Here is a 13,578-nt window from a genome sequence, read left to right as displayed (position 1 = left end):
TATGACATCGAAGCTGGTAAAACAAGGAGCTCAAAGCACCGTTTTGCAAGAGCCACTTTCGCTGCTGCTAATATACATCTGGATGCTTGGATCAAACACAAATCCTTTAGTATTCTGAGTCTATTGCAATAGTACAAGAACTTTTCAAACAGCATTTAAAAATCTTTGAATTTCAAAGGTTTATTTGCTGTCCCAAAAAATCTGGGCTCAAAATTACACAACTATTAATTTCTCAAGGTACAATGCTTTTTCTACAAATAGCTCCATTTCACAAAGAAAATGGAGTGAAGTATTGGTTTTTCTCGAAATTACCAATTACTTTTCGAGAGTATTCTCATAATATTATTGTTTTAAAAAAGTAAAAAATATAAAAAAGCCCTCAATCCCTTAAACAAGGGACGAGGACTTATAATCCACGCGGTACCACCCAAATTGGTAAAAAACCATCTCAATCATGTACGGGAATATAATCATACATATCCGATACACTCCTACTATAACGGGAAGGACCCGGTATGACCTACGAATAAAGTTCAATCACACTGTTCATGGGAGAACTCACAAATATATTATCCTGCAGTACTTTCACCGCCTACTGCTCGCTTTGAAGAATCATATGATCTGCCAACTGATTTATTTCTTAAAGAATCAGTTTTCCCATTCATCACATTTAAGCTTACGATTATTATATTAATAGATATCTTAACATGTTACTTTTTTTAATGTCAACTACTTTTTTGAATTTATTACTATTTCCCAAAAAATAATCTATATATTCTTAAGTATTCTTTCGATAACCGAGGATCTGGCAGCGGTCTCAAAGGTGTCATCCAATTGTCCCAAAGTATCAAAATCAGTGTATTTCTGTTTTAGTGCCAGAGTGAGCAAATGGTCCGTCAGCCGAGGATTTTTTGGAAGAAGGCTGCCATGTGAATAGGAGCAGTAAACATTATTGTACACTGCGCCTTCATAACCGTCGGTTCCGTTATTGCCACTGCCAGAAAGAACCTTACCCAGGGGTCTGATACCCTCTCCAAGATAAGTTCTCCCGGAGTGGTTCTCAAAACCTACTATTTTTAAAGGTTTTCCGTCTTCCGATATAAAATCGCTTTCAAACACGATGTTTCCTATCATGCGTTCCTTTCCGCCCACCGTCCACAGGTCCAGTGCGCCAAGAAACTCTATTTCCTTGCCGTCCCAGGTCTTATAGTACTTGCCCATTAACTGATATCCTCCGCAAATGCACAGAAAGACCTTCATATTGTCTATGGCTGTCTTTATTTCACTGCCTTTCTGATTTAACACATCAGCCTGGATGATTTCCTGTTCGTAATCCTGTCCGCCGCCCAGGAAAATAATATCGTACTCTGATGAATCAAAAGAGTCACCGATGGTAATATTGGTTATCTGTGTGTTTATTCCATGCCACTGGGCTCGTCTCTGCAGGGCCAGGATATTGCCTCTGTCCCCATAGGTATTGAGCAGATCGGGGTATAAATGACAAATGTTCAAATCATACATAAAATCTCCAATCAGCTGCTTGTGCAGCGTCTCATTAGTGATGAAAACCCCGCTGAGGGTTTTTGCAACGCGAAATAGACAATGTTCGCACTTCTATATGTTTCGCGTTTTTTACGCTATTTCCAGAACTCCTTTAAATTGTACTTTTTCTTTAGGATACCACGAATATCCAGCATTGCAGTATAGGTGGGCAATATGTGGAAGCAGCCTCCGGGGGGAGTTTGCTCCAGACCGCGGTCCAGCAGCAGCTGGTAGTCCTTAATAATCCTTATTTTTCTGGTGTCCAGACCACTGTATTTCAATCTGACGGCCATATCCTCGCCTCGGAGTCCGGAGGCAAACAGATTGCCTATTTTATCGGGGCTTTTGTTAAGCTGCTCGAAATCCACGTCCCAAAGCCAGGAGATATCAGTGCCGTCGGCCAGCTTGTCATTTATGAGAAACGCCGCATTTAACTGTTGCTCGTCAAGAGCAAGAAAGCTCAATACCTGATTGAATCCTGTGGGATTTTTTACAAGGATAAGTTTTATTGTTTTATCTCCAACCGTTATGGCTTCCATTCTTCCAAACCCGCATTCAAAAGACTGCATGGCACTGATCACCGTATTGGCACCATAGTTTAAAGCAAGGCCGCATGTGGCTGCTGCCATTGCATTGTAAACGTTATACAGGCCTGGAAGATTGATGCGGGTGGTATATTCCTGCAAAGTTTCGGAAAGGGGAGGAGCGGATTTCCAGTTTATTGTGGTATGGCTGCTGCCTGCTTCCTGTATACCGGTACATTCAAGGCTGGCAGCAGGTCTTTTGTAACCGCAGCCGGTACAGAAAAATCCCCCCAGGTGACCATAAATATGATGGGTATACTGATATTTGCTTTTACAGTTTATACAGAATATGGCATCGGTATTAATATCACCTGAGTTCAGGGTATCACCGGCTTGGGCCTCCGGAGCAATGCCGTAGTAAAATACGGGTTTATTTGTTTCTCTGCCCAAAGATGCACACATGGAATCATCGGCATTAAGAATAAGGGCTGTATTGTCACCTACCCTCTCAAGGCCTGATTTGACGGCGTTCAGGGTTGAATAAAGCTCACCGAACCTGTCAAGCTGATCCCTGAAAAAGTTGGTGACAACGACAGCTTTGGGCTGAAGATGCTTGGTGACCTGATTAAAGGCGGCTTCATCGCTTTCAATAAGTGCCACCCTGTGCCTGGGCTTTCCTGTGAGAGTAACAGCCTGAATAAATATGGTTGTTATTCCGCTTAAAAGATTTGCTCCGGATTTATTGGTTATGTAGTCTATATTGTTGTTTTTCAAAATCTCTTCTATAATTCTGGTGGTTGTGGTTTTGCCGTTTGTACCTGTTACCATGATTATTTCAAAGTTCCCGGCAATCGATCTGAGTATGCCGGGGTAAATTTTAAAGGCCAGTTTGCCGGGGAGAGTAGTTCCGCCCTTTTTTATAAGCCGGAGTACTTTTATGGCAAGTTTTGATATAAAAATAGATATTACCTGTCTCAATTTCATAAATGCTCCTAATCGTTTAATACCATAATGATACAATTTCTTGGCAGATGCCTATAGTATTATTAATATAAAACATTATAACACCATACCGCAATATGCAAAACATTAATACGATATTACTAAATAAAATAAACTAAATTACCTATATACTTATTATTAACAGATTTATTAACATCTTATTTGATGGGCAATACATTTTTATGATATAATTATCCTGTTAAATGCCCGTAGATTAACACATCCGGGTGGTTGTGAAATAGGCCCCAGGCCAATAGATCTCCATTTAAAAGCTTTAAGAAGTCTGGGAGCCAAAATCAATGACACCAATGGCGGATATATCACCTGTGAAACAGACGGACTTATTGGTTGTGACATATATCTGGATTATCCCAGTGTAGGCGCTACTGAAAATGCCATGATAGCAGCTGTTTATGCACGGGGGGATACAATTATCAGAAATGCTGCCAAAGAACCCGAAATAGTTGATCTGCAGAACTTCCTGCAAAAGATAGGCGCCAGGGTAACCGGAGCAGGTTCAAGTGTCATACGGATCAGGGGCTTCGAGAAGAAATTTAATAATGTAGAATACAACGTAATTCCTGACAGGATCATTACTGGTACATATATGGTTGCTTCGGCAATTACAGGCGGAAATGTTGTTATCAAGGATATTATCCCCGAACACATTATTTCAATAGCGTCGGTTTTACGGGATATTGGCTGTCAGATCAATATTAAAAGAAACGATATTCAAATTGTTTCAGGGTCCAAGCTGGAATCGGTTGAAGTTATCAGGACTTTACCATATCCAGGTTTTCCCACAGATATGCAGGCTCAGATAATGGCTTTGCTCACCGTGTGCAAAGGCACGAGCATAATAATAGAAACCATATTTGAGAGTAGATATAAGCATGTGGATGAGCTTTTAAAGATGGGAGCAAATATAAGAATAGATGGCCGTATGGCCGTAATAAAGGGAGTCGGCAGGCTGAACGGGGCCCAGGTGGCGGCAAGGGATCTGCGGGGCGGAGCTGCATTGATACTGGCAGGCCTTGCTGCAAACGGAGAAACTTTTGTATCCGGTCTGGATCACATTGACAGGGGCTATTACAAAGTGGAAGAAAAACTGGCTTCGTTAGGAGCAGATATATTAAGGAATTAACAAATGAAAAAAACACCACCAGCTTCAAATGTAAAGAAAAAGAAAGTAAGCAAAAAAGTGCGCAGAAGAATGAGAAGAATCCGGCGGTTTTTCCTCTTTGTTCTGATTGCTGCGGGGATAATCATATTTGCCAGATCATCGGTTTTTATCGTCGATAAAATAGAAACAGCAGGCAATAAAAAATATTCAGCAAATGAGTTAATTCTGAGTACCGGTCTTGTTCCCGGGAAAAATGTATTCAACATGCTGGGAGAAAAACCAAAGAATCTGCTGACTTTAAGCTTTAGCGAACTGGAACAGGAAGTATTGAATTCTATGCCGTATGTTAAGTCTGTGAGCATAAGGCCGGCCTTACCAAAATCAATTAAAATAAAAGTGCAGGAAAGAACACCGTTTGCAGTTCTTGATAATGGAGGGACAAATCTCCTCATTGACAGGGAGGGTTATGTGCTGGAGCTCCTTGACAGCAAATCTCCGAAATTGAAGGATTATTTTAAAATAATAGGTATTTCGGTGGATAGCTATAAATTGGGACAAGCTGTAAAATTTAAAGGAGAGAATCCCTTAATTGATCTGATAAGTTTTTGTGATCTTATTGCAAAAAGTGATAAGGATGAAAAATTAAAATTATATAAAAAAATTACTTCGGTTGATTTGTCCGATGTACCTTATATGTCTGTACAGTTTGACAAAAGAGTTACCGCCAAATTTGGAGATTTGGAGTATACAGATTATCAGATAAGTGTTTTTAGACATTTATTTGTTAATAATATCAATGAAACGCAAAAAGGTACTCTGGATTTTACAAAGGGGAGCAATCCGTACTTTGTACCGGGAGAGTAATGGTTTTACAGGCGGAATTATACATATAATCAAGTAAAGCTAATGCCAATCTAAAAATATTTAACAGACAACAAGAGAGAAAAGGAGTAAAATGCTATGATACCAATATTAGGATTAATTTTAGGAATACTTATTGGACTGTTCATTCCAATTACCATTCCGTCCCAATACTTTACATATGTGGCTGTTGCAATTCTGGCCGCCATGGACTCGGTATTCGGGGGAATAGTTGCCACCATAAACAAAAAATTCGAAATGAGAATATTTTTATCCGGATTTTTTGGAAATGCTTTGCTGGCCGCAGGTCTGGCATATATTGGAGACAAGCTGGGAATTCAGATATATCTTGCCGCAATATTTGCATTTGGAAACAGGCTCTTTTTAAACTTTGCTTTAATTAGAAGATATCTATTGAATAAATTTCTCAAAAAAGATAATATAGTAAAAGAGGATATTTAAGCGCATTTCGAGGCATTTTTGATGCATAAATTAGGGGGGCAGTTTCGTGTCTGATGTTATTGTAGGAGTGGATATAGGAACTTCAAAAGTAAGCACCGTAGTTGGAAAAACCAATAATACAGGTGAAGTTGAAATCTTAGGCAAAGGTATTGAAAGCTGTTCGGGTATAAAAAAAGGAATAATTGTTGACATTGAAGCTACCTCCAATTCAATACAAAGTTCTGTAAAAAAAGCGGAAGCCCAGGCAGAGTTGAAGGTTGGTTCAGCCTACGTCAACATCTCCGGTCTGCATGTTGATATCATCAATCATAAGACATATACGAATATAGCCAGCGATTCCAGGGAAATCTCCAGGCATGATGTGGAAAAGCTACTTTATGCGGCAGGAACCATTTCAATACCTGCTGACAGCGAGATAATAGATGTGGTTCCCAGACAGTTTATTGTCGACGGTTATGATGGGATAAACGATCCCGTGGGAATGAAGGGAACCAAGCTTGAAGGGGATTTTGACGTCGTGGTTGGAAAAATTATTTCCATACAGAACATTGTCAGAAGTATGGAAAAAGCGGGAATCAAGGTGGACGGGCTCATTGCCGAAGGTTTTGCCGCGGGAGAATGCATTCTGCTCCCTGATGAAAAAGATATGGGTGTCATACTCATTGATATTGGCGGGGGGACCACCGAGATCAGTGTGTATAAGGATGAAAAGCTTGTGATGAACAGATGCCTTCCTGTAGGCGGGGATCATATCACAAATGATTTATCCATAGCGTTAAAAATGACTTATGCCGAATCTGAAAAAATCAAGAGACAATTCCAACTGGCATTGACCACACTTATCAAAAACGATCAGGAAATATCTGTTAATGATCTGAGCGAGAGTTTCAAGAAAAATATAAAGGTTTCCGATGCGATAGAAGTTATAGAGGCAAGAGTATATGAAATATTCAGCCTCTGCAAAGACCTCGTTTATACAAATTGCCCCGGCAGCTACGGTGCGGGAGTTGTACTTTCAGGAAATGGGATATCCACCCTGGATGGTGCCATGCAGATAGCATATGACATTTTTGACATCCCTGTCAGGGTTGCCGCTCCAAAAGTGAAAAACATACCCACACTTGATTACTGTACTGCAGCAGGAATGGTGAAATATATAGCGCGGCAGGACAGGGAAGCAAGCACCATCAGTATAAAGAGTATTCCCAAAGCCAATAAAAAGGTCAGGGAACGAACCTTCCTCAAGAAGGTTATCAGTGCTTTGAAAGATTTTTTTTATTAGGCAATATAAACAAAACTTGCCTAAATTACATTTTTACTATATTATTATTATGTGCTTTTTATAACTTTTTTGGATTATTAACCATTTAATCAATATACACAGGTAGGCAATTCAAGTCTAATTTACCAATGCTAAAGGGGGATTTACTTTGCTAGATTTCGAGATTGATATGGATCATTTTGCCCAGATAAAGGTAGTAGGATGCGGCGGAGGAGGAAACAATGCCGTTAACAGGATGATTGATGCAGGACTTAGAGGTGTGGATTTTATAGCTATAAATACAGATAAACAGGCTTTGTTTTTATCCAAGGCAAACACCAAGATTCAAATTGGAGACAAGCTTACAAAGGGTCTTGGAGCAGGTGCTAATCCCGATATCGGAGAAAAGGCGGCAAATGAAAGCAGAGATGAAATCGCCCAGGCAATAAAAGGTGCAGACATGGTATTTGTAACCGCAGGTATGGGCGGTGGTACCGGTACGGGTGCTGCTCCCGTGGTAGCACAGCTTGCCAGGGAAATGGGAATTCTGACAGTAGCGGTTGTTACAAAACCTTTTATGTTTGAAAGCAGAACGCGCATGCAGCATGCTGAAAGAGGAATAGAGAACCTTAAAAATTCAGTTGATTCACTTGTCACCATTCCAAATGACAGGTTGCTTCAGGTTGTGGAAAAGCGCACTACTATGGTGGAAGCTTTTAGGATGGCTGATGATGTGCTTCGGCAGGGTGTTCAGGGTATATCCGATTTGATAGCCGTACCTGGCTTGGTAAATCTTGACTTTGCAGATGTTAAGACTATAATGCTGAGCTCCGGCCTTGCCCATATGGGTATAGGAAGAGCCAATGGTGAAAGCAGGGCCGAAGAAGCGGCAAGACAGGCAATTCACAGTCCTCTGCTGGAAACTTCAATCGAAGGGGCAAGAAGAGTACTGGTAAATATCACCGGCGGTCCCGATCTGGGTTTGTTTGAAGTTAATACAGCCGCGGAGCTTGTCCAGAAGTCGGCAGATCCCGAAGCAAATATCATATTTGGAGCTGTTATTGACGACAACCTTAAGGATGAATTGATGATAACGGTTATAGCTACGGGTTTTGAGAACAGTCCGGTTTTAAAGAAATTTGACAAACCTGCTGAAAAACCGAAGCAGGCACCGACGGCTGTTCCGGCTCATGACAGCAGCAGCTACGCAGCAGCAACTGCTGAAAAGAATAATGCCAATGCAGTTTCTTCTGATAACGAGCTTGACATACCAACCTTCCTGAGAAGGAACAGATTTAAATAATGGAATATTAAGAATATGGTAAAATATCTGGGAAGTGCCGCAGACTACTGTTAAAGTGGGATGTGCACTTCCTTTTTAATAAGTTGACCCGTTGTGCTAATTAAAATTTTTGTTTTGCTTTACAGATAGATTTAATCAGAATCAACTGGTACGTGAGTACAACTTCATGAAATAAGATGCACAGTTAAAAACAATTGCGGTAAATTGTCGACGAAGGTAAAGTGGTTTTGCCGGCAAAGCAACAGGACGTTGCTTTGAGCTTCAAATCAAGACAGGAGGTCGAGTTTGAGCGACGGCAAAACCGCTTTAAATGAGGCGATACAATTTTCGTAATTGTTTTGGGGGCATCCTTATTTCATGAAGTTAGTACGGAAGTTACCATTTGATATAAAAAAATTAAAAAGGTAAAGCAAAAATTAAAATAACTAGCACAACACGTTAAGTTAACTTGTAAAATTGTTACACAGCTTTGCAGTTGCAAGTTTATGCTGATTATAGAGTTTAAATAAATTTTCAAAGGAAGTGTACCATGTATAAAATTTTTCTTGTTGAAGATGACGGTGTAATTTCGGCAGAGATCAAAAAGCATCTGCAAAGGTGGGGTTATGACGTGCATAGTGTCGGCGATTTCAACAATGTTGTGGGAGAATTCATAAAGTTTGATCCCCAGCTGGTATTGATGGATATATCCCTCCCCTTTTATAACGGCTTTTACTGGTGTACCGAGATCAGAAAGCTATCCAAGATCCCTGTGATTTTTGTTTCCTCCGCCGGTGATAATATGAATATCGTAATGGCTGTAAATATGGGGGGAGATGACTTTATTGCAAAGCCCTTTGATTTTGAGGTGCTTACAGCCAAGGTCCAGGCAATATTAAGAAGAACTTATGCTTACAATGAACAGACGGCTTACCAGGAGCATAATGGCGTTTTGTTCAATTCTATGGACGGGACTCTGGTATACCGCGATCAGAAGCTGGAGCTTACCAAGAATGAGCAGAGGATCATACAGCTGCTCTATGAAAACATTGGAAGGATAGTGAGCCGGGAGCAAATTATGAAGCGTCTGTGGGATAATGATTGTTTTGTGGATGACAACACACTTACGGTAAACATGACCAGATTGCGCAAAAAATTGGAGGACGCTTCCATTGAAAACTTTATACAGACTAAAAAAGGTATAGGATATATTATAGGTGGTTAGCGTGAAAGACTTCGCCAATACTCGTCTTCCAAACTAACCTGTGAATTTATGGCCGTGCGAAATATTCAAAGTATTTTGCAATACTTTGAAAGCGCACATGGCCAATTAACCTCCTTTATTCGCCACATTGCGATAAAGGATATAGGTTTTCATTACATTTTGTGGCCGCAATGCGGCTCATGGAGGTTAATATGAGGGACAGGCGCTCTTTAGGGATGTTACTGCAATATGTCAGGGACAGGCGAAAAGTAATCTTGATGTTTCTTCTGTACCAGCTCATTTTTGGTGCCATATGTGCACTGTATCAGTTGGAAAATCTGGACAAGCTTCTTTACGGTGTCTATATTTCCATTTTTATAAGTCTGTGCATCGGTGTATGGGATTTTACGGAGTATGCTGACAGGATAGCAAAAACTGAAGAAATGTGTTCAAATCTTGAAAATGTAATTGAACTGCTGCCTCAGGCAACCGACCGGAAGGAAACACAATATCAGGAGATTATCAGGGGCTTGTATGAGGAAATGCAGCAATTGCAGTTCAATACAAATCTCAAAGAGTCGGAAATGAAGGATTATTACTCGCTGTGGGCCCATCAGATAAAAACACCTCTGGCGGCAATGAGGCTCATGCTCCAGAATGATGAGAAGGAGATAAGTTCTTATGCCCTGCAGGAAGAATTGTTTAAGATTGAACAATATATAGAAATGGTAATGCATTATCTCAGGCTGGAAAGCATGTCTTCCGATATGATTTTGAGGGAATACCGGTTAAAGGATATTGTCAATCAGGCTGTTAAAAGAAATGCCGTATTGTTTATCAACAGCAAGCTTTCCATTGATATCAGGGACTTTGACTGTAGGGTCATAACCGACGAAAAGTGGCTTTTATTTGTTATAGAACAGCTTATTACCAATGCTGTCAAGTATACTCCAGTCGGAGGTATAACAATAAGCCTGGAAAAAAACAATAATAAAGAATGGCTTGTTATTCAGGATACCGGCATTGGAATCAAGTCTGAAGATTTGCCGAGGATTTTTGAAAAAGGCTTTACAGGATATAACGGCAGGTTTGACAAGAGATCTACCGGAATTGGTCTCTATTTATGCAAACAGGTTCTGGACAAATTGTCCCATAGGATAGAGGTTTTTTCAGAGGTGGGCAGGGGTACAAAAGCCTGCATAGATGTCTCGGTCAGGACTTTTTAAGAGAACAAAAACATACCTTACAGAAATGTAAGGTTAACCGTGGAAATGTAAGTCAGGTCTATGGCAGCCAATTTCTAAATATTCCATAATATATCCATAAAGTATTTTTATTAAACAAATGAAAAGGCACACGGCCTGTCCCGGAAATATTATGGCCGCTGTGCGGCTCAAAGCAACAATACGATTTATGGAGGTTAACATGGCACTTTTAGAAATTAAAAATGTAAAGAAGATATATACTTCACGGTTTGGAGGAAATAAGGTACAGGCTTTGGACAGTGTCACCTTCTCGGTTGAGAAAGGTGAATACGTGGCAATAATGGGAGAGTCGGGCTCTGGCAAGACAACGCTTCTGAATATTCTGGCTTCTATTGATAAGGCCACCAGCGGACAGGTCATGCTGGACGGCAGGGATCTGTCAAAAATAAAGCAAGGTGAGCTTTCGGCTTTCCGAAGGGATAATCTGGGCTTTGTTTTTCAGGATTTTAATCTATTGGATACGTTTTCCTTGCAGGATAACATTTTTTTGCCCCTTGTTTTATCGGGCCATTCCTATGATGAAATGCACAGGAGACTGGAACCGTTGGCCAAAAAGCTGGGAATTGACCAGCTGCTGCAAAAATACCCATATGAGGTATCGGGCGGTGAGAAGCAGAGGGCAGCGGCAGCCAGGGCCCTGATAACAAATCCCAAGATCGTTCTGGCAGATGAACCTACCGGTGCTCTTGACTCCAAGGCTTCTGCCAGATTGCTCAGACTTTTTTCGGAAATAAATGCAGAGGGTCAGACGATATTGATGGTAACTCACAGTATACAGGCTGCAAGCCATGCCGGCAGAGTTCTGTTCATCAAGGACGGCTGTGTCTTCAATCAGATATACCGTGCGAACGCCACCAAGGAGGAAATGTTTAAGAAAATAGCCGATACCATGACAGTGCTGCAAACAGGAGGAACACAGTATGAATAAGAGGTTTCTTCTGCCAAAGCTGGCTTTTGTGGGTATTAAGAAAAATGGAATAACGTACTTTCCATATATGCTTGCAGGAATATTCTCAGTTTTTGTATTTTTCGTTTTTTCATCCATAATGAATAATGAGTTGATGAAAAAGCTTCCTCACAGTGCTTATTTAGTGGTTCTTATGGGGATTGGGCTTTTTCTCCTGGGCGTTATATTGGTACCGTTTTTATTGTACTCAAACAGTTTTCTTATAAAGAGAAGGAAGCTGGAGCTGGGATTATACAGTATTCTCGGGCTTGAGAAAAAGCATATAGCCATTATGATGTTCTTTGAGACCATGTATATTTTTCTTGTTATATTTACAGGCGGAATCATTCTTGGAGTAGTTTTTTCAAAACTGCTGTTCCTTGTGCTGCTGAATCTTACACGATTGCCGGTAGACACTGGATTTACTTTTAGTTTCATTGCTCTTAAAATATCATTTTATTACTTTGTAGGGGTCAGTCTGCTCAATTTGATAGTGAATCTGGTGCAGGTATTCAAATCGAATCCCAATGATTTGATGAAGGGGGCAAAATCAGGGGAAAAACCCCCGAAACGCCTATGGATATCTGCTCTGCTGGGAATAGTATTACTTGCGGCGGGATATTATATCGCTATAATCTCAAAGGTTGATTCAGGTATTTTCACCGATTTTCTTCTGGCAGTTGCGTTGGTGGTGCTGGGAACACATTTTTTCTTCAAGGCCGGGATACTTGCGCTGCTCCGTATACTTAAGGGAAACAGGAATTTTTATTACCGCAAGGCAAATTACACCACCATATCGGGAATGCTGTACCGAATGAAGAAAAGTGCCGCCAGCCTGGCAAATATATGCATATTCAGTACCATGACCATAATTACATTGTTATGTACGGCTGCTCTATGGTTTGGAACATCCGGTGTACTTGATTTCCAATACCCCTTTGATTTTCGGATTGATTATAAGTCAGGCGGTTCCATAGACAGAAAAGGGTTGGATTCCATGCTTTCCCAGTTGTCCGGGGAAGCTCATATAAATGTCTATGATAAAATTTCCTATGCCTATATGGATACCGGTGCACTGAAAACTGAAAACAAATTTGCCAAAAAGTCTGGGAAAGGGTTTCTACCAAATGCTGAAACCATAAAGCTGATTACGCTTCAGGACTATAATCGGATGGAGCGTCAGAACGAAGAACTGGGGGAAGATGAGGTTCTTGTATATTCCACTGGGGCTGATTTCGGTTTCAGCAGTGTACTTTTTGGCAGTGACACCTACACGGTAAAAAAGGAATTGGCCCAAACGAACTTCGATCGGAAATCTTCGGTCGCACGGTTTGGCCAGGATTATTATTTCATTGTGAAGGATCAAAATACAGTAAAAAAGATTATGGTGGAGGCAGGCAACCCGGAAAAGGATTTTACTGATTCCATAGCCTTTCAGGTAAATGGGGAGGATAAAAATAAAAAAGAATTTGCAAATCTCTTAAGCGGCTGGTTCAAGGATAAAAAAGAAGTCGTTTTATTAAAGAATGGAATAGTGGGCCGTGACGAAACAGTTTCAATGAACGGAGGATTGCTGTTTCTTGGAATATTCTTCGGTATCATATTCAGTATGTGCCTGCTTTTGATAATGTACTACAAGCAGATAACCGAAGGTTTTGATGACAGGGATAAATTCAGTATCATGCAGAAGGTAGGCATGAGTGATCCGGAGGTAAAAGGCACCATCAAACGCCAGATTCTCCTGGTATTCTTCCTGCCGCTGGTATTTGCAGTCCTTCATACACTGGCCGGGTTTGGAATGATCACAGAACTGCTGGGTGTACTGTTCCTGTACAACCGGACATTAATAATAGCGACGGGTGTTGTTGTATCCTGTATTTTTGCAGTGTTGTACGGACTGAGTTATATATTTACATCCAAAGTATACTACAGCATAGTCAGGCAAATGAACTAGTACAATATACAGAATATTGTACTGGATAGGAAGATCTGAAGTAAGCAGCATATGCTCCCTGGCAGTTTGGCAGGAGCATATGCTGTTTATTTTAGTTTCCCGGTATAGGAATTTATATATTATTTTGATAGAGAAATGAGCCCGGTGAGTTT

General features: G+C 40.6%; 11 protein-coding genes. 9 read left to right on the top strand and 2 right to left on the bottom strand.

Translation table 11 applies throughout. The features are described 5' to 3' along the window. Nucleotides 1–768: 768 nt before the first annotated feature. Both T344_RS0116110 and T344_RS0116105 read right to left on the bottom strand, forming a co-directional pair. Nucleotides 769–1,521 (bottom strand): type 1 glutamine amidotransferase, encoded by a 753-nt coding sequence (locus T344_RS0116110; protein WP_027629568.1) that lies wholly within the window; start codon nt 1,519–1,521, stop codon nt 769–771. A 116-nt stretch (nt 1,522–1,637) separates the two neighbouring features. Beyond that, nucleotides 1,638–3,050 carry a MurT ligase domain-containing protein gene (locus T344_RS0116105; RefSeq protein ID WP_027629567.1) on the bottom strand — a complete coding sequence of 471 codons (1,413 nt, stop codon included), beginning with the start codon at nt 3,048–3,050 and terminating at the stop codon, nt 1,638–1,640. A 190-nt stretch (nt 3,051–3,240) separates the two neighbouring features. Here T344_RS0116105 and murA point away from each other — a divergent pair, with 190 nt between their 5' ends. From murA to T344_RS0116060, 9 genes are all read left to right on the top strand, one after another. Next, nucleotides 3,241–4,212, top strand: coding sequence for a UDP-N-acetylglucosamine 1-carboxyvinyltransferase (murA, locus tag T344_RS28450; RefSeq protein WP_313560427.1), 972 nt, complete (start codon nt 3,241–3,243; stop codon nt 4,210–4,212). A gap of 3 nt (nt 4,213–4,215) precedes the next feature. Continuing rightward, entirely contained in the window at nt 4,216–5,055 is an 840-nt protein-coding gene (locus tag T344_RS0116095; RefSeq protein ID WP_027629566.1) for a cell division protein FtsQ/DivIB, read from the top strand. Between the two features lie 96 nt (nt 5,056–5,151). Then, nucleotides 5,152–5,514: a small basic family protein gene (locus T344_RS0116090; RefSeq protein ID WP_027629565.1), complete on the top strand. Its 363-nt coding sequence runs from the start codon at nt 5,152–5,154 to the stop codon at nt 5,512–5,514. Nucleotides 5,515–5,560: 46 nt separating this feature from the next. Then, nucleotides 5,561–6,796 carry a cell division protein FtsA gene (gene ftsA, locus T344_RS0116085; protein WP_027629564.1) on the top strand — a complete coding sequence of 412 codons (1,236 nt, stop codon included), beginning with the start codon at nt 5,561–5,563 and terminating at the stop codon, nt 6,794–6,796. 148 nt (nt 6,797–6,944) lie between these two features. Beyond that, nucleotides 6,945–8,078, top strand: a complete 1,134-nt coding sequence (ftsZ, locus tag T344_RS0116080; protein ID WP_027629563.1) for a cell division protein FtsZ — start codon at nt 6,945–6,947, stop codon at nt 8,076–8,078. Between the two features lie 529 nt (nt 8,079–8,607). Continuing rightward, complete coding sequence (locus T344_RS0116075; protein ID WP_027629562.1) at nt 8,608–9,282, top strand: response regulator transcription factor; 675 nt, start codon at nt 8,608–8,610, stop codon at nt 9,280–9,282. 191 nt (nt 9,283–9,473) lie between these two features. Continuing rightward, nucleotides 9,474–10,487, top strand: coding sequence for a sensor histidine kinase (locus tag T344_RS0116070; protein ID WP_027629561.1), 1,014 nt, complete (start codon nt 9,474–9,476; stop codon nt 10,485–10,487). A 199-nt stretch (nt 10,488–10,686) separates the two neighbouring features. Continuing rightward, complete coding sequence (locus T344_RS0116065) at nt 10,687–11,454, top strand: ABC transporter ATP-binding protein (protein ID WP_004626870.1); 768 nt, start codon at nt 10,687–10,689, stop codon at nt 11,452–11,454. Continuing rightward, nucleotides 11,447–13,426: an ABC transporter permease gene (locus T344_RS0116060; protein WP_027629560.1), complete on the top strand. Its 1,980-nt coding sequence runs from the start codon at nt 11,447–11,449 to the stop codon at nt 13,424–13,426. The genes T344_RS0116065 and T344_RS0116060 overlap by 8 nt, the downstream gene beginning before the upstream one ends. The last annotated feature ends 152 nt before the right edge of the window (nt 13,427–13,578 follow it).

This window comes from Ruminiclostridium cellobioparum DSM 1351 = ATCC 15832 (assembly GCF_000621505.1).
GTDB lineage: Bacteria > Bacillota > Clostridia > Acetivibrionales > DSM-1351 > Ruminiclostridium > Ruminiclostridium cellobioparum.
The sequence above is the reverse complement of the archived record's forward strand: the minus strand, read 5'-3'. Positions and strand labels throughout refer to the sequence as shown.